The sequence below is a fragment of the Advenella alkanexedens genome (assembly GCF_019132845.1).
GTDB classification, from domain to species: Bacteria; Pseudomonadota; Gammaproteobacteria; order Burkholderiales; family Burkholderiaceae_B; genus Advenella; species Advenella alkanexedens.
In genome coordinates this window covers 122993-140507 of record NZ_JAHSPR010000007.1, presented here as the reverse complement: position 1 = coordinate 140507, position 17515 = coordinate 122993, and the positions used below count along the sequence as shown (strand labels likewise).

19 protein-coding genes are annotated in these 17515 nt (G+C 52.7%); 17 read left to right on the top strand and 2 right to left on the bottom strand.

The window, feature by feature from the left end; translation table 11 throughout:
• The first annotated feature begins 220 nt into the window (after positions 1–220).
• The 5 genes from fliD to KU392_RS10460 are packed head-to-tail and all read left to right on the top strand — an operon-like array spanning position 221 to position 4122.
• Positions 221–1588, top strand: coding sequence for a flagellar filament capping protein FliD (gene fliD, locus KU392_RS10480; RefSeq protein WP_217735243.1), 1368 nt, complete (start codon positions 221–223; stop codon positions 1586–1588).
• Between the two features lie 30 nt (positions 1589–1618).
• Entirely contained in the window at positions 1619–2035 is a 417-nt protein-coding gene (gene fliS, locus KU392_RS10475; RefSeq protein WP_217735242.1) for a flagellar export chaperone FliS, read from the top strand.
• 36 nt (positions 2036–2071) lie between these two features.
• Positions 2072–2476: a flagellar protein FliT gene (locus tag KU392_RS10470; RefSeq protein ID WP_169294882.1), complete on the top strand. Its 405-nt coding sequence runs from the start codon at positions 2072–2074 to the stop codon at positions 2474–2476.
• A 9-nt stretch (positions 2477–2485) separates the two neighbouring features.
• A complete protein-coding gene (fliK, locus tag KU392_RS10465) occupies positions 2486–3841 on the top strand; it encodes a flagellar hook-length control protein FliK (protein WP_217735241.1) in 1356 nt (451 codons plus the stop codon).
• Positions 3841–4122, top strand: a complete 282-nt coding sequence (locus tag KU392_RS10460) for an EscU/YscU/HrcU family type III secretion system export apparatus switch protein (RefSeq protein WP_169294884.1) — start codon at positions 3841–3843, stop codon at positions 4120–4122. Before fliK ends, KU392_RS10460 begins: the two co-directional genes overlap by 1 nt.
• Before the next feature lie 46 nt (positions 4123–4168).
• Here the strand turns inward: KU392_RS10460 and fliE are convergent, their stop codons facing one another.
• Positions 4169–4531, bottom strand: coding sequence for a flagellar hook-basal body complex protein FliE (fliE, locus tag KU392_RS10455; protein WP_425514656.1), 363 nt, complete (start codon positions 4529–4531; stop codon positions 4169–4171).
• A gap of 254 nt (positions 4532–4785) precedes the next feature.
• Here fliE and fliF point away from each other — a divergent pair, with 254 nt between their 5' ends.
• The 12 genes from fliF to fliR all read left to right on the top strand — a co-directional run bounded on the left by fliF (position 4786) and on the right by fliR (position 16073).
• On the top strand, positions 4786–6423 hold the full coding sequence (gene fliF, locus KU392_RS10450; RefSeq protein WP_217735239.1) for a flagellar basal-body MS-ring/collar protein FliF: 1638 nt from the start codon (positions 4786–4788) through the stop codon (positions 6421–6423).
• The gene (gene fliG / locus KU392_RS10445; protein ID WP_217735238.1) at positions 6404–7408 is read left to right on the top strand and encodes a flagellar motor switch protein FliG; all 1005 of its coding nucleotides are present in this window, start codon (positions 6404–6406) and stop codon (positions 7406–7408) included. Before fliF ends, fliG begins: the two co-directional genes overlap by 20 nt.
• A complete protein-coding gene (locus tag KU392_RS10440; protein WP_217735237.1) occupies positions 7395–8180 on the top strand; it encodes a flagellar assembly protein FliH in 786 nt (261 codons plus the stop codon). The genes fliG and KU392_RS10440 overlap by 14 nt, the downstream gene beginning before the upstream one ends.
• Positions 8181–8183: 3 nt before the next feature.
• Positions 8184–9638, top strand: coding sequence for a flagellar protein export ATPase FliI (gene fliI / locus KU392_RS10435; RefSeq protein ID WP_343212442.1), 1455 nt, complete (start codon positions 8184–8186; stop codon positions 9636–9638).
• Positions 9635–10096: a flagellar export protein FliJ gene (gene fliJ / locus KU392_RS10430; RefSeq protein ID WP_169294889.1), complete on the top strand. Its 462-nt coding sequence runs from the start codon at positions 9635–9637 to the stop codon at positions 10094–10096. Before fliI ends, fliJ begins: the two co-directional genes overlap by 4 nt.
• 17 nt (positions 10097–10113) lie before the next feature.
• Positions 10114–11559: a flagellar hook-length control protein FliK gene (locus tag KU392_RS10425; protein WP_246587429.1), complete on the top strand. Its 1446-nt coding sequence runs from the start codon at positions 10114–10116 to the stop codon at positions 11557–11559.
• A gap of 175 nt (positions 11560–11734) precedes the next feature.
• On the top strand, positions 11735–12244 hold the full coding sequence (locus tag KU392_RS10420) for a flagellar basal body-associated FliL family protein (RefSeq protein WP_169294890.1): 510 nt from the start codon (positions 11735–11737) through the stop codon (positions 12242–12244).
• A 2-nt stretch (positions 12245–12246) separates the two neighbouring features.
• The gene (fliM, locus tag KU392_RS10415; RefSeq protein WP_169294891.1) at positions 12247–13350 is read left to right on the top strand and encodes a flagellar motor switch protein FliM; all 1104 of its coding nucleotides are present in this window, start codon (positions 12247–12249) and stop codon (positions 13348–13350) included.
• Positions 13351–13362: 12 nt separating this feature from the next.
• Complete coding sequence (gene fliN, locus KU392_RS10410) at positions 13363–13794, top strand: flagellar motor switch protein FliN (protein WP_169294892.1); 432 nt, start codon at positions 13363–13365, stop codon at positions 13792–13794.
• A gap of 30 nt (positions 13795–13824) precedes the next feature.
• Positions 13825–14952 carry a flagellar type III secretion system pore protein FliP gene (fliP, locus tag KU392_RS14385; RefSeq protein WP_169294893.1) on the top strand — a complete coding sequence of 376 codons (1128 nt, stop codon included), beginning with the start codon at positions 13825–13827 and terminating at the stop codon, positions 14950–14952.
• A 32-nt stretch (positions 14953–14984) separates the two neighbouring features.
• Positions 14985–15254 carry a flagellar biosynthesis protein FliQ gene (gene fliQ / locus KU392_RS10400; RefSeq protein WP_169294894.1) on the top strand — a complete coding sequence of 90 codons (270 nt, stop codon included), beginning with the start codon at positions 14985–14987 and terminating at the stop codon, positions 15252–15254.
• Between the two features lie 39 nt (positions 15255–15293).
• A complete protein-coding gene (fliR, locus tag KU392_RS10395) occupies positions 15294–16073 on the top strand; it encodes a flagellar biosynthetic protein FliR (protein ID WP_169294895.1) in 780 nt (259 codons plus the stop codon).
• On the opposite strand, the gene KU392_RS10390 is transcribed toward fliR, so the two are convergent.
• Entirely contained in the window at positions 16074–17513 is a 1440-nt protein-coding gene (locus tag KU392_RS10390) for a methyl-accepting chemotaxis protein (protein WP_217735236.1), read from the bottom strand.
• Positions 17514–17515: the final 2 nt, after the last annotated feature.

Sequence of the window (17515 nt, the reverse complement as noted above, 5' to 3'; positions counted from 1 at the left end):
TTGGTGCTTTGGAAAGCGGGTTTATCTGTCATTATGACAGGCAGTCTTGTAATTGTTGTCATAATCCAGCGGTTTCTGTTCACCGGTTCTCTTTCTTTAGTTCTGCTGGTCTGGTTTTTAATGTTTATTTAGTAGTAATATTAATTAAAGATTCGCAAAAGTCTGCCGTTAATCTCAATATCCGAAAACAATCCCCCAACACAAAGACACAGTTTATATTATGGCTAACATTTCCAGCATTGGCGTTGGTTCAGGTTTAGATTTATCCAGTTTGCTAGATGGCCTGCGCACCAGCGAAGAATCCGTATTAACAACCATCACCCAGCGTAAAAGCACAGAAAACGCACGCCTGTCTGCTTATGGCCAACTGTCCAGCGCGGTAGAAAAACTGCAAACCGCCGCCAAGGCGTTTGAAGGTGATACGACTTTTGGGCAGTACACGGCCAGCCAAACCGGTGAGAGCTTTAGCGCCAGTGCCAGCAGCTCTGCGGTGGCGGGCAGTTACCGCATTAAAGTGGAATCCCTGGCGTCCACCCAAACGCTTATTGCCAATGGCGTGGCTGACAAGGCCGCAGCGAACGGCACGGGTGGCGTGGTTAAATTTACACTGAAAAATGGCGAAGTAAAAACCCTGGACCTGACCGGCAAAGGCACTTCTCTTGAAGAGATTGCCAAAGCCATTAATGCCGACAAAGAACTGGGGCTGAGCGCCAGTATCATGAACGATGGCTCTGACACCCCTTACCGCTTAATGATTAGCACTACCGCTACCGGAACACAAGCATCCATTAGTGAAATTACCGTGGAGGGTAACGATGGTGCGCTGGGCACGTTGCTAAACAAAGCCAGCATGACCGAGCAGGCTGCGTCTGATGCAATTGTTAAAGTAAACGGGATTAAAGTGACCCAGGCCACTAACAAGCTGGAAGATGTGATCCAGGGCGTAACCCTGAACGTAAGCAAGGTAGATACCGAAGCGCAAACGCTAACAGTTACGCGCAATGATGACAAAACCAAGTCAGCCATTAATGAATTCATTAACGCTTATAACAATGTCCAGAAGTTCATTAAAAGCAGCACGGCCTATACCGAAGGGGCTGGCGGCAGCATATTGAACGGTGACAACACAGCCCGTACGGTGCAGACCCGTTTAAGCGGCATCATGAGTTTCCAAAGCAGCAATGGCGGTGCGTTTAAAACACTGTCCGACCTGGGCATCCGTACCCAGGCCGATGGCACTATTAAGCTGGACGATGCTAAATTCAGCAAAGCCCTGGCAGAAAACCGTGACGACATTGCCAAGCTGTTCCAGGACAAAACCAACGGTATTGCCACGTATACACAAGATATTACCAAGGGTCTGATTAACAGTACCAGCGGTATTGTGACCACGGCCAGCAATGGCGCCAAGACACGCATCGAAGACCTGGATTCGCAATATGAGCGCAAACAGGCGCAAATTGAAGCCACGATGGAACGCTACCGGGCCCAATTTACCGCGCTGGATTCACTGGTTGCAAAAATGAATGGGACATCGGCCTATTTAAGCCAGCAATTGTCCATGTGGAATACCAGTAGCAGTAAATAATGATTGATTTTTAAGGGTTTATTTCATATTATGATGAACACAACTAACGTGGCTTATGGCCAGAACCCTGTTAAGGCTTATGCAAAAACAGGTCTTGAAACACAGGTACTTGCCGCCTCTCCCGAAGAGCTGATCACCATCATGCTGGAAGCCGTTCAGTCTTGCGTTGTAAAAGCCAGGCTGTATTTCCAGAATGGCGATATTGCCAAACGCGGTGAAAATATTTCAAAAGCCATCAGTATTATCGATTCAGGCCTTATTCCCGGCATTGACGAATCTTCCGGCGAGGCGGCTAGGAATATGATTCTCAGTTTCAGGTTGATGTCGCAGCACTTGTTGTTAGCCAGTGTGAACCAGCAGGAATCGCATCTGGATGTTGTTGAAAAAATGCTTGATGATATTACCGGTGCCTGGAAAACAGCCACCGCTAATAAGCCCCGTAAATAGGGTTGGTTTACTTTTACCAAACCAGAAGATATTGAAATGACTTTTTATCCTTCAGAATGCAATAAGGCTAACCCAGCCAATGCCACGGGACCTTTCCCCCCCGAGTGCAATAGCTGCGTTATAGAAGCCTACCAGCAGCTGGTGAACATTACCCGGCAAATGGAAGAGGCAGCCCGGCAGGAAAACTGGGAAGCCACGCTTTCGCTGGGTCAAAGTTATGTACATGAGGTGGAAGTGCTTCGCAACAAGGCCAATCTTCAGCCCAACAACAAGGCAGAAAAGGAAATCTGCTCGCATTTGTTGCGCCAGGTGCTAATGCATGACGCTGCCGTGCGTGATGCGGTTTCTCCTGAAATGAAACGGCTGTCGCAATTGCTGCACACACGCAGCCAGCAAAAGAAAATGGTCAAGGCTTATTCTGGTATGAAGCTGGCGGGGTAGGCATGGCTTATGTCATCAAGCAGCATAAGCACTCTTCTTGTACAACGACTGGAAACCGCGCTCGGTGTGACGTTATCCGCGCAGGGACAGCTGCAATCGGCCCGTAGCCGGCAATTGGTCCTGCCCACCAGCTCGGCCGCTCGGCCCGAGGCACTGGAAAGCGCCACCAAGGCACGTTTGCAAACCGGCAATTTCCAGGCGATGGCACAAAATGTGCAGGCAACGCTGGGACAGCGTACCGCTTTACAGGGCGCCCAAGTTGGCAATGCAAACAATACAGGCAGTCAGCAGGCAATTGGCCAGGCAGGCAGTAATGCAGCAGATGCCGCAGCCCGCCCCCCACTGAAGTCCACCTCCACCCGCTGGAGCAATGCCGCAAAAAGCGTTCTTGCCCTGCTTGAGCATATGCCTAAACAGGCTGCGCCATTAAGCAACCCCAACCAGGCACCCATCATCCCCAAAAATCCCAAAGAGTTATTATCTTATCTGTCGCGCCCGGCTGACAGCGCAGCCACGGGTGGAGCGGGTTTGCAGACAAGCGGCGGGGCTTCGTCAGGCGCTGCGGGTGCAGCAGGTGCCCAGGCAACAAGTGCTGGCACGCCGTTAAAAGAAGAAGCAATACGGGCGCTAGGTTCCAGCCTTTTTGCATCCATCATCCGCGAAACCTTAACCCGTGAAATTACCCGGCCAGGTCTGTCGTATGAGGCCACTATATGGCGCCTTTTACGCAGCAACGGTAATTTAAAAGAGCTGGCCAATCACCCCAAGGCGCTGTTGCTAAAAGAACAACAGGCAGAGCAGCAAATCAACCGGCATATCTCCCTGTTCCCGGCCCTTACCCAGGGCAAGGCAGAAGCCGCCCCTCCTGCGCTATCCGGTCCTTTGGCCAGCCTGGTCCAGCAGCAGCTGGAAATGCACCATCAACAACGTATTGTATGGCAGGGTGAAGCCTGGCAAGGGGCTGCCATGAGCTGGGAAATCCAGAAAGACAACCCACAAGCCTTTGCCGCCCAGCAACCGGCCAACCGGCCCGAAGAAGAAAAAAATGATGCCGGTAGTGAAGCGACACACCAGGATAAGGGCGAAGCCCATACCCCTTGGTCAACCACCTTAACGTTAAGTTTGCCCCAGCTTGGAAAAATCCGCATCATGGTGCAGATTATTGACAATCACGTGCAGGCGCAATATCAGGTTATTGACAACCCCAAACTGAAAGACAATCAAAGTACCACATCCCTGCTGTTGCAGCACATGCCCGAATTTACCCGCCGTTTGCAGGCACTGGGCCTGGAAACCCATTCATTTGAGGTATTCACCGACCCGAGTCAATCTCAGTCTGTGATTGAGCAAAAAGAGGAAGCGTGATGAATAAGCCAGGCATACCTGAAACACGTAAAACGGCCGTCACCCTGGCTTACCATGCCACCGACCCGGCACCCAAGGTGGTTGCCAAGGGCATGGGGAATATTGCACAAAGCATTATCGAGCTGGCCAAACAGCACAATATACCCGTACATGAATCACCGGAACTGGTGGCCATGCTGATGCAAGTGGACCTGGACCAGCAAATCCCGCCCGAGCTGTATACCGTCGTGGCTGAGTTGTTGGCATGGATTTATTCACTGGAAGCGGCGCAGGAAAGGTAAATCCACCCCGGTGCTTCACCCCCCCTTGCGCAGGAGGAGCATTGAATTATATCGCCATGCTGGCAATGGTCTGGTAAGCCTGAACCAGTTTATTCCTGACCTGGATCGCACTTTGGAAGCCAATGCTGGCCTTTTGCATGTCTATCATGACATCGTTCAACGATATCCCCGGTTTACCCAGGATAAATTGTTCGGCCTGGGTGTTGGCGGCTTGTTGCGTTGCCGAGATGCTTTTGATGGCGGCATCCAGTTCACTGGCAAAAGAGGCTTTGGTAACACCTGCGGCGGGTGCGTTTAAGGGCTGCATGCTGCCCAATTGCAGGGAAACCTTACCGGCTTTTGCGTCATTGGCCATTGCTTTCATTTGTTGCTGCAATGAATTCATGCCTGAAATGGCTAATGGCGAGATGGCTTGCATAGAAATATCCTGACGTAACACTAAGTGGCAAATAAAACGAATATGCCACATATTACCCCCAGCCCTTTTGTTTCAATAGCCCGAATAAGCCAAAAAACCCCGCTTTAACGCCTGATTGCTTTACACCCGGACAGGTGATAATACCTGTCTGAAAAAGTTTAACTGGATAATTGTCTTTTGTTGTTTCCCATGGTCATTATTGAATTCACAGCATTAACTGCCTTACGGTTTACAGGAAGACCGGCATGAGCGGACTGGATAAGCTTGCTGCCCGCTTCCCTATTGTGGAACGCCTGCTGGTGTTACCGCGCCCGGTATTAATGGGTGCTGCCGCTGGCCTGGTGGCGTTAATCATTGTCAGCCTGCTGTGGATGCGTGGGCCCGACTACAAGGTACTGTTTTCCAACCTGCAAGACAAGGACGGTGGCGCGATTGTATCCGCGCTTGAAAAACTGAACGTACCTTACCAGTTCAATGAAAACGGTTCTGCCATTCTGATACCCGCCGACAAAGTGCATGAAACCCGCATGATGCTGGCCGAACAGGGCCTGCCGCAAGGCGGTGGCGTTGGTTTTGAACTCATGGACAACCCCCAGTTCGGGGCCAGCCAGTTTGCCGAACAGGTTACCTACCAGCGCGCGGTTGAAGGCGAGCTGGCCCGTTCTATTGAAGCCATGAATTCGGTGGAAACCGCCCGGGTTCACCTGGCCATTCCCAAGCAAACCCTGTTTGTCCGTGACCGGAAACTGCCCACCGCCTCGGTCCTGGTCACCCTTAGCCCCGGTCGCAGCCTGGGTGACGGGCAAATTGCCGCCATTGCCTGGCTGGTGGCCTCCAGCGTTCCGGGCCTGACGGCCGAAAATGTTTCCATTGTTGACCAAGGTGGCCGCCTGCTGTCTTCCAGTGCCGGCCTTGAAGGCTTTGGGGCCAACCAGACACATCTTAAATTTACCGATGAACTGGAACAGCGCTTGACGGCACGCATTATTTCCATCTTGGTACCGGTAGTGGGCCGTGGCAATGTGCATGCCCAGGTAAGTGCCAGCCTGGATTTTGCCCAGCGCGAACAAACCTCCGAGGTGTTTCGCCCCAACCAGAAACCCGATGAAGCTGCCATTCGCAGCGAGCAAACCAACCGCACGGCCCAGTCCGGCATTGGCCAGCCCATGGGCATTCCGGGTGCCCTGTCCAACGAGCCCCCTGCACCACCGGTTGCCCCCATTGAAAACCCGCCAGGCACCAATGCCACGGCAGCTACCGCCACCACGGTGCAGAACCCGGCCAGCCAAACCAATAACGCCACCATCAACTACGAAGTTGACCGCACCATCAGTCACGTCAAGGATTCAGTCGGCACCATTAAACGGCTTTCCGTTGCCGTGGTGGTTAATTTCCGCGAAAACGAAAACGGTGAAGCCACTCCCCTGCCCGAAGACACCATGCAGCAAATCAATGCCCTGGTCAGGGAAGCCGTGGGCTTTTCCGAAGCGCGCGGTGACAGCCTGAATGTGGTCAATAGCGAGTTCACGACCTCAGAACCGCACATGCCGGTGTGGCAAGACCCGCAAATACATGCCCTGGCCAAAACCCTGGGACAATACCTGTTGCTGTTTATCGCCGTCATGCTGATCTGGCTGAAGGCATTCAAACCGCTTATCCGCTCATTGGAAGAACGTAAAAACATGGAGCTGGCTGAGAAAAAACAGGCTGCCTTGCAACAGGCTGAAGCCGAACGCAAAGCCCAGTCCGAAATCCCTGTCAAGCATGATCACTACGAAGACAATCTTAAAGTGGTCATGAAAATTGCAACCGAAGACCCACGTGCCGTGGCAATGGTACTTAGATCCTGGATAAATCAAAACGATGATGACAGCAGAAAATAAAATGGAACGTTGTGCGATCCTGTTGATGTCCATTGGCGAAGAAGCCGCGGCTGAGGTACTGCGCCACATGGGTGCCCACGAGGTTCAGGAGCTGGGCGCCGCCATGATTGGCATGAGAAACATGACGCGCAACAGCGTGAATCAGGTGCTGGAACAGTTCCGCAAGGATGCCGACCAGTTCTTGTCGGTCAACCTGGGCTCCGAGGAATATATCCGCGCCATTCTGAACAAGGCCCTGGGTGCCGATCGGGCCGCAGGCATTCTGGAAGACATTCTTGACCTGACCAAGCAGGAAAACGGCATTGAAGCCCTTAACCAGCTTGAACCGACCAATATTGCCGAACTGATTGCCGGTGAACACCCGCAGATTATCGCCACGATTCTGGTTCACCTGGATCGCGATTTGGCGGCCGATACCCTGGCACTGCTGACCGAACGGGTACGCAACGATGTGATTGTCCGTATCGCCACCTTTGGCGGGGTACAGCCAACCGCGCTGCGCGAACTGACCGATGTACTCAACAGCGTGCTTTCCGGTCAAACCGCCAAACGCAGCAAAATGGGTGGTGTTCGTGCTGCGGCCGAGATCCTCAACACCATGAATGCCGGCCTGGAAACCTCCATGATTACGCACTTGCAAGAGCGTGACGCCGAGCTGGCACAACGCGTTCAGGAAGAAATGTTCACCTTCGAGAACCTGGCCGATCTGGATGATATTACCCTGCAAACCATTATGGCCGAAATTACCGACAATAATATGCTGGTACTGGCCCTGAAAGGCGCCAGTGAGGAAGTTCGTGAGTGCTTCTTCAAGAATATGTCCAACCGTGCGGCACAAATGCTGCGTGACGAGATACAGGATATGAACCGCGTCCGTGCATCGGTGGTTCAGGCCGAACAGCGTGCGATTATCGGTATTGCCCGCCGTCTTGCCGACACGGGCCAGATTTCACTAAGCAAAACCTCTGACGATGATTACGTCTAAGCCCAAACACCTTTCTGATACCCTGGTGCTTGCCGATCCGGTTTTCAAGAAAAATGCGGAACAGCCGCCTATGGACGGCAGCGGCTGGTCACCCTGGAAAATGGAGACGATTGTTGACCCTGAAACGCTTAGAAAGCAGCAGGCGCAACAACAGGCCGAGCCCGACCCGGAACTGGTACGCCAGCAGCAGCTTGAACAAGAGCGCAGAAACACCCTGCAAAAAGCCCAGGAACAGGGCTATGCCACCGGTCACACCGAAGGATTGGCCGCCGGCAACAAGGAAGGTTACGATGCCGGCTATGAACAGGGCTATACCGAAGGACTGGCAGCGGCCGCCAAATTGACCGCTTTCCAGCAGGCCCGTTTGCTGGCCCTGGCCGAACAGGCCCAACAGCAATATGCCAGCCTGGATGCCAGCATGGGCCAGGCGCTTATTGAACTGGCCACCACCATTGCCCGCCATGTGATTGGGCAAGAGCTGAAACAGCACCCCGAACATTTAATCCCCTTGATCAGGCAAGCCATTACCCAGCCACCGGGCGTGACCCAGGCCATGGAAGTGCAGCTTAACCCCGAGGATTACGAACTGATTGAAAAAAGCGGTCAGCTGCCCCTGCCCGACCATATTCGCCTGAAAGCAGACCCCGGCATTGAACCGGGCGGCTGGTATGTGCAAACCGCCTACGGCGAGATTGATGCCACCTTGCAAACCCGCTGGACACAGGCACTGGCCAGCCTTGGCCTGCCTGCCAACCCGGAAAAACAGGAGTAAGCCGTGAACACGCCCACCCCTGCCAAAGCCCCCGTCATTTCTGGTGTTGCCGCCTGGCAAGACCAGCTTAAGCGTGCCGCCAGCCGGGTTGAGGTCAGTCCGCTCCAAACCAGTTCCGGACGCATTATCCGTGCCACCGGCATGGTGCTGGAAGCCAGTGGGCTGGCCTTGCCATTGGGGGCCGCCTGCCGTATTCAAATGGTGGGCAACCAATGGGTCGAGGCCGAAGTGGTGGGTTTTCAGGGGCACACCCTGTTTTTGATGCCTTATGGCAATATTTCCGGCCTGCCGCCCAATGCCCGGGTGGAAGCCGCTGAAGCCCCGTTACCTCCGCGGGTTCCCTTGCAGGCGGATGATGATGCCTATGCCAATTTAAGCAACCAGGGCGGTCACATCCTGCCGGTCGGTTTTTCTTTGCTGGGCCGGGTGGTGGATGGCGCCGGCAAACCGCTGGACGGCCTTGGCCCATTTGAAAATGCCTGGTCGGCACCATTGGCCGCCACGTATATTAATCCACTTGACCGGGCGCCCATTGACACCCCGCTGGACGTCGGCGTGCGCGCCATTAACAGCATGCTAACCGTTGGCCGAGGCCAACGTATGGGGCTGTTTGCCGGCTCCGGGGTAGGTAAATCGGTTTTGCTGGGCATGATGGCCCGCTACACCAAGGCCGATGTGATTGTGGTGGGCCTGATTGGTGAACGTGGCCGGGAAGTGAAAGAATTTATTGAACAAAACCTGGGTGCCGACGGCATGCACCGCTCGGTGGTGGTCGCGGCACCAGCAGATGTATCACCCTTATTGCGCATCCAGGGGTGTGTGTATGCCACCCGGCTGGCTGAGTTTTTCCGGGATCAGGGCAAACATGTCTTGCTGATTATGGATTCCTTAACCCGTTATGCCATGGCCTTGCGTGAAATTGCCCTGGCCATTGGCGAGCCCCCGGCCACCAAAGGTTATCCGCCATCGGTTTTTGCCCGCCTGCCAGCCCTGGTGGAACGGGCCGGCAATGGTAAAAATGTGAATGGAAAAACCACAGGCTCAATTACCGCCTTTTATACCGTCCTTACCGAAGGCGATGACCAGCAGGATCCGATTGCCGACTCTTCACGCGCCATTCTGGACGGCCATGTGGTGCTGTCCCGTTCGCTGGCCGAAACCGGGCATTATCCGGCCATTGATATTGAAGCCTCCATTTCCCGGGTAATGACGGCCGTGGTCAGCAAGGAACATATGCTAATGGCCCGCAAGTTCAAGCAAATGTATTCCATGTACCAGCGCAACCGGGACTTGCTGGCCGTGGGCGCCTATAAAAAAGGCAATGACCCTGAAATTGACACCGCCATCGACCGCTACCCTTTCCTGCGCAAGTTCCTGATGCAGGATATTGATGAAAAGGTTGATATGGAACAAGCGACACGGGAACTTGGCCGTCTGTTTGCAGGACTGACCTTATGAGCCATAATAGCGATTCTTTTGAGACCCTGCATGGACTGGCCGTTCAGAAAATGGACGATCGGGCGCGTGTGGTGGCACAAACCGAAGCCAATATTACCCAGTCCACCAAACAGCTTGAAATGCTTGAGCAATACCGGCTGGATTATATTGCCCGGCTTCAGAACCGCCTGCAGGAAGGCATGAGCTCGGCTCAATGCGTGAATTTCCAGAAGTTCATTTCAACCCTGGAAGAAGCGCTGGGGCAACAACGGGTCATTATTGCGCAGCTTGAAAAACAGGTTGAAAAAGAACGGGAAGCCTGGTTTGAGGCCCGTCGTGAGGTAAACTCCATGCAGGCACTGATAGACCGCAAAAAACAGGAACAGTTGAAAATTGCCAACCGGCAAGAACAGAAAATGAACGACGAGTTTGCCGCACGTGCTTATTTAGCCAGCAGGCGGCAACAGTCAGGTGGTTAACATTTATGGGTATGAGAATGACAACAATCAGTAATAGCCTGAGCACCGGCAAGCTCCTGAAAACGGAAGGGGCTGACAACCATCAGGCGTCCGGCGCCAATAATACCTTTTCAGGCATTCTGGCCATGCAGGCCCCTGCCGCGTCGCAAAGCAAGCCCGCTTCCCCACCGGCAAACACGCAAGGCAATACCCAAAACAGCCAAAGCATCAACCGTACCGCCAGTCAAAACAAGCCGGCTTCAGGCAAGGCCGACAATGGCAAGGCCACCAATCACACGGAAAACACAAGTTCACCCGATAACGAGACAAGCCAGACAGATCAGGTAGCCGCCAGCGACAATACCGCCGATACGGAAAACCGGACAAGGCCGGAACAGGCCCCGGATGCCGCGCCAATCACGAATGAAGTATTGCCAGTCAATGTGCTGGCGGAACACGCCTTTTTTCAGCAAGGCTCCCCTGGGGCAGATGCCCTGACAGGCGACAAGGGCGGCATGCCATCGCTTGAAAATACCCTGTTAAGCCAGCTGATCGAACCTCAAAGAAACCTGGCCAGTCGCCTGTCCGGTAAAAATCCGTTTAACGCCCCCCTGGAAACACAAGCCACCTCGGGCGCTTTGGCACAGTTTGTTAAAAACAAGCTGGCCGGTTCCGGGCAAGAGCAGGCCGATACCTTGCGCAATACTGAAAATACCCGGCTTGACGCTGAACAGCTGGCTGCGCTCGACAAACACAATCTGGCTGGCCGGGCCGTCAACCTGAATGCCACCAAAGAGGCCACCGATCAAGTGCGCGATACCCTGTTTGGCCGCCTGTCCCCCGATACCGTCACCGCCGACCCAACCGACCCTCGAAACCCGGGTTTTAAAACCACCCCCCAACCATTGCTCAACCAGGCTGTAAATACCCTGTCTGAAGCTGCTGCCGCCAATATCAACGCCAATGCAAGCCAGGCCATTAGCGCCACGGCGGCCAACACGCCGGCGCAGGCTCCCGCCAGCCCGCTTATTTCCATTGGCACCTCTTTTTACCATCCGGGCTGGTCTCAGGCCATGGCCCAGCAACTGGCTACCCAGGCCAGCCTGTTTTTCAGGCAGCAGGCCAATGGTACGCACATTGCCCAAATGCGACTGGATCCACCCGAGCTGGGCCCTATTAAAGTGTCCATCAGCATCCAGGATGGCGTGGCCCAGGCCGCTTTTGTGGCCAGCAACGCCGCGGTTCGCCAGGCACTGGAAAATTCACTGGCCGATTTGCACCAGGCCCTGCAGGAAAAAGGGCTTTCCCTGGGACAGGCCCATGTCGACCAGCAAGACCGGCAGGACAGTTTCTTCATGGAAGACAATAAGACGGCAGGTGCCACCAGGCACCTTGAAGGCGGCACCGGCATCCTGTCTGATGCTGGCGAATCCGTAACCACGCAACCACGCCAACATGACGGACTGATCAAGACATTTGCCTGATTGGTTCATTTGCCTGGTAAAATCTGACGGCCAAGCCTTGGCCCGATTTTGGCATAATCCGTCAAATGGTCTATAAAGGGAGAAAACCCCCTTTATTCCAGGCAATGGCTTGATGATTTATGGGCGATAATATACGCTGATCCTGGTGTTATTTTAGATTTGGTAATGGCCTTTCATGAGCAAAGAGACAAATAATTCAAGCCCGAAGTCGGGTTCTTTTTTCAAGACATTCATCATCATCATTCTATGCCTTGGCATAGGGGGTGCAGCCATGTGGTATTACATGGGCAAAATGATGCCCGTCCAGCCAACACAAGGCCAGCAGGTTGCTCAGCCTGTTGCCGCCCCGCACGTTCCCATGGTTAGTAGCAGCCCCATTTTCCTGGAACTGGATCCATTTACCGTCACCCTTAACCGCAACGGGTTTTCACGGGTGCTGTATGTGGGCTTTACCCTGCGCTTTGAAGACCAGGCCAGCATGGAGCGGGTAACCAAGTATCTGCCTGAAGCCCGCAGTCGCATCCTCATCGAGCTGTCTTCCCTGAACCCTGAAACCATTCATGACAAAGCAACTCCCGACCAGATTAAAGAGGCGGTCAAACGTGTATTGCTGCCCGCCTTCTATCCAGAGGCGTATACTCAGCACATTACCGATGTATTGTTTACCAATTTTGTTGTGCAATAAAAATGGCTTATGATACGTTTTTATCTCAAAACGAGGTAGATTCCCTTTTTGCAGAAATAGAAGGTACACCAACGCCCAAGATCGAGGTTGAAGAGCCGGTGTACCCCGATGGCGTTCGCCCTTATGACCTGTCGTCACCTGAACGGGTCATTCGCAAGCGAATGCAAACCTTCGAGCTGATTAATGAACGATTTGCCCGCAACCTGCGGGCCGTTTTGCTTAGTTTCATGCGACGCAATGCCGATATTTCGGTTTTGCCCATTAAAATCCAGACATTTGCCGAATTTGAACGCAATCTGCCCGTGCCCAGCAACCTGAACATGGTCAGGCTCGAACCCCTGCGCGGCCTGTCCCTGTTCTGCTTTGACCCCACCCTGGTTTTCCTGATTATCGAAACCCTGTTTGGTGGACAGATAAAACAAAACACCCGGGTGGAAGGCCGCGACTTCACCGCGACCGAACAACGCATCATTCATCGTCTGCTCATGCATACCCTGGAAAGCTATGTGCATGCATGGAAGCCGGTTTATCCCATCAAATACCACTACTTGCGCTCTGAAATGCACACCAAGTTTGCCAATATTGCCAGTGGCAACGAAGTCGTGGTGGTTACCCCCATTCGCATCGAATTTGGCACCATTGGTGGTTTGCTGAATGTCTGCCTGCCCTATTCCATGATCGAACCCCTGAAGGACTTGTTAACCGAGCCTTTTCAGGATGAGAGCGTCAAGGGTAATGAAAACAAATGGCTGCGCCAGCTGTCGGGCCAGGTACCCGAGACCGAAGTAGAGCTGGTGGCCAACTTCACCACTGCCGAATGTACGCTGGAACAATTAATGGCACTGAAAGAAGGCAGCGTTTTGCCCATCAGGTTGCCCACCGAGATAGAAGCCACTGTTGATGGCATTCCGGTTATCAGTGCCAAATACGGCACCTATAACAAACACTATGCACTAAGCGTGATCAAGCGTCTTGAACTGCCAACTTTTGACACACCCGAAGAACCCAAAGTGGTAATTGAAGACACGACCACCATTGATGATGAAATTTTACTTGATGATCATGAGCTGAGCGCTGCTCCTCTTAACGCTGAAAAACCTATTTAAACTGAAAAAACCATGAGCAATACTACTCCACCTGATGATATTAACCAGGACGACCTGGCCAGTGAATGGGAAAAAGCCATGGCCGAACAGGCCAGTGCAACGGCAAGCCAAACACACGACTCCATTTTCGAGTCGTTTGATCCTGCCCCACCAGCCGAAGAAATCCACCCCGATTTTTCATTTATCAAGGATATTCCGGTTCAGCTTAGCGTTGAATTGGGCCGTGCCCGTTTGCCCATCAAGGACATTCTGAAACTGGGACAGGGTTCGGTGGTTGAGCTTAGCGCCCAGGCCGGCGAACCCATGGACGTCCTGATCAACGGCATGCTTATTGCCCAAGGTGAAATTGTAAGCGTGAACGGCAATTATGGCGTTCGTCTAACCGATATCATCACTCCGGCAGAACGTCTGAACCGCCTGAACCGCCCTTTCAACCGCCGTTAAACTGCGGTTAGCCAGAATTAAGGGATAACGATGGATCAACTGGCCATTATCCGGGTTTTTGCCGCGCTTGGGCTGGTACTGTTCTGTATTATCCTGTTTGGCATGGTGGCCCGCAAAACCGGGCTCTTGGGAAAAATAAGACGAAATTCCGCCTTGCCGGTTATTTCCCGCACACCGTTGGGACCACGAACAGAGGTGGTGGTGGTGCAAGCCGGTAACGAGCAACTGGTGCTGGGTGTGACTGCCCAGCAAATCAATCTGTTGCATAAGATGCCAGCCCCTGAAACCCCACCTGAAAACGAGACGCATGACAGCGATACGACTGGCCATTCATCATCCGCCAAAGTGCCAGCCACGTCCGCTTCCCCTGAAGGAAAAATGACTTTTCGTGATACCCTGAAGCGGCATTTACCCATTAAAATGCTGCTGGTTTGCCTGTTGCCCGCCTTATTGTTAATGGCCGATCCGGCATTTGCCCAGGTGGCCATGCCGGCCTTAACCAGCGCCAGCAACCCCGACGGCTCGCAAACCTATTCACTTAGCATGCAAACCCTGCTTTTGCTAACCGGCTTAAGCTTTTTGCCTGCCGTCATTTTAATGATGACCGGTTTTACCCGCATCGTGATTGTGCTGGGTTTGTTGCGCAATGCACTGGGCACCGGTGCTTCCCCGCCCAATAGTGTGATTATCGGGCTGTCCCTGTTCCTGACTTTTTTTGTGATGTCACCGGTGCTGGACCAGATTGCCGAAGATGCCTATGCTCCCCTGAATGCCGGCCAGATTACCTTTGAGCAGGCTGTTGAACGGGCCTCCCGCCCCATCCATGCCTTCATGATTGGACAAACCCGGGAAAGCGATCTGGCGCTGTTTGCCGATATGGCCAATATTAATGAATTTGAAAGTCCCGAAGCCGTACCGATGCGTATTTTAATTCCGGCCTTCGTGACCAGTGAACTGAAAACCGCTTTCCAGATCGGATTTACGATTTTCATCCCGTTTTTGATTATCGACCTGGTGATTGCCAGCGTCTTGATGTCTTTGGGTATGATGATGGTGCCACCGGTTACTATTTCCCTGCCGTTCAAACTCATGCTGTTTGTATTGGCTGATGGCTGGCATTTGCTGTTGGGCTCCCTGGCGCGCAGCTTTTACCAATAATCACGGCCCGTACCTGTTTACAAGGAATTTGCATGACTTCAGAATCCATCATGTCAATGACGTATATCGCCTTACGTCTGGCTTTTTCGCTGGCAGCCCCCCTGCTGATTACCACGCTGGTGGTGGGTCTGGTTATTGCCATTTTCCAGGCGGCAACGCAAATCAACGAAATGACGCTGTCTTTCATTCCCAAAATTCTGGCCGTAGGTGCTGTCCTGGTGCTATTGGGGCCCTGGATGATCGGTTCGCTTACTGATTACATTCGCGAACTGTTTGTGTCCATCCCCAACCTGGCACAATAAACCGGCCTGGCTTGCCAAAAGCGGTTTGCCTGTTTCTTTATGATTACCTTCACACTGGATCAACTGTACACCTGGATTGGCCTGTTCCTGTGGCCCATGTGTCGCATTGCGGCCTTTGTGGGCAGCTCGCCCGTACTGGGTGAATCTACCGTTCCCGTGATGGTCAAAATTGGCATTTCGGTTATTTTAACGGTGGCCATTTCACCGTTTATCGGCCCTTTTGAAACCATCCCGCCCGATTCCTGGGCTGCCATGATCATGATGGCCAAACAAATTGTGATTGGCATGGCCATGGGTTTTAGCATGCGTATTGTATTTGCCGCGGTGAATATGGCCGGTGAATTGATCGGCCTGCAAATGGGCCTTTCTTTTGCGTCATTTTTTGATCCGGCCAACGGTGGCAATACCAGCGTCATGTCACGTCTGCTCAATGCCCTGGCCATGCTTATTTTTATTGCCGGCAACGGGCATCTTATTTTAATTTCAGGCCTGGCACGGTCTTTTGAAATTCTTCCCATCAGCGATGCCACCCTTCAATTGAATGGTATTGGTTTGCTGATCGAATGGAGCGCACAAATTTTTATTGCAGGAATGCTGATTGCCATCCCCCTGATTATTTCCCTGCTCACGATTAACCTGGCCATGGGTATTCTTAACCGAACCGCGCAACAGTTCTCAGTGTTTGCCGTGGGTTTTCCCATCACGCTCACTTTCAGCATGATGCTGTTAATGACCGTTTTACCCTATCTGAATCAATTCCTTGAAGTGTTTTTCTTCAATGGGTTTGAACAGATGGGGCGTATCATGAATGGGTTTTAATTAAAAAGAAACCCAGTCATCTTCTTTTTTATGGAGCTTGAACGGTGAACGCAAGTTTTTATCGGGCCTTTCGGTCAACAAAGGCACGTCTTGCTCACCAAATTCCATACGCTGGTTCCAGGCCTCCTGCAATGACAACGATGGCGTCTCTTTATTGACGGCAATCCGTGCAGGAGATGAGTTTTTAACACTGGTTTTCTGGGACTGATAAATTGCCCCATCCACAAATGAGCGATGTCCTTTGGTCACAAACAGCGACATCGTATTCATGGCCTCATCAATTTTCTCATTAAGGAATTGCGTTGAGGCAGCCAGGCGATCAACCAGTTGCGAGTTCTGATGAGTAACGTTATCCATCTGGATCACGGCACGGTTGATCTGGTCAATCCCACTGGCCTGTTCTTCGGTCGCGGAAGAGATCTCTCCCATGATGGTGGTGACTTCCGAAATGGATGTCACGATATTTCTCATGGTTTCACCGGCCTGGCCAACCAGTTTGGCACCATCGCCGACTTTGTCTACCGACGCATCAATCAACAGCTTGATTTCCTTGGCGGCTTCGGCACTGCGCTGGGAAAGCGCACGCACTTCAGACGCAACCACGGCAAAGCCATTGCCCTGCTCACCGGCACGTGCCGCCTCAACCGCGGCATTAATGGCCAGAATGTTGGTTTGAAAAGCAATGCTGTCAATCATGCTGACAATATCGGCAATCTTGTTGGAACCCACGGAGATTTCTTCCATGGTGCTAACCACTTTTCGCATGACTTCGCCTCCCTCTTCCGCCACATGCGAAGCCTGAACCGCCAGTTGATTGGCCTGACGGGCGTTTTCAGCATTCTGCTTAACGGTACTGGAAAGCTCTTCCATGCTGGCTGCGGTTTCTTGCAAAGCAGCCGATTGCTGCTCGGTACGCGCACTTAAATTCAGATTGTCCTCACCCAGCTTGTCACCGTTTTCATTAATGACATTCAGGTTATCACGCACTTGGTCGACAATACTGCCCAGTTTGTCCTGCATGTCCACCAGACCACGCATGATGCGAGCCACTTCATTGTTGCCAACCACCTGGATGTTCTGGTTAAGTTCACCCCTGGCCATGCGGCTGAAGTAATCTTCCACACGGGCAAACGGCTTGACAATCACCGCGGTTAACAGGCGATGCACGAAGAAAGCAAATAACAGGGTCAGCAAGGCAATCACCGCGGATGTCAATATCACATAGCGGGTATTGTCTTCGGATTGCTCAAGCAGCTTTGTGTTTTTCAGGGCCACATCGGCCGGGGCATACTCTGCAAGCGCCTGGCTTAATGTCTGGATAGAAGTGGTGCTTTGGAAATTGCTGACAACAGCCATTGCCAGCACGGCAAAAGTACCCAAAATAATAATGGCCACCAAAATGCGCAGGCTTGATTTAATTTGTATTGCAGAAAAATTCATGG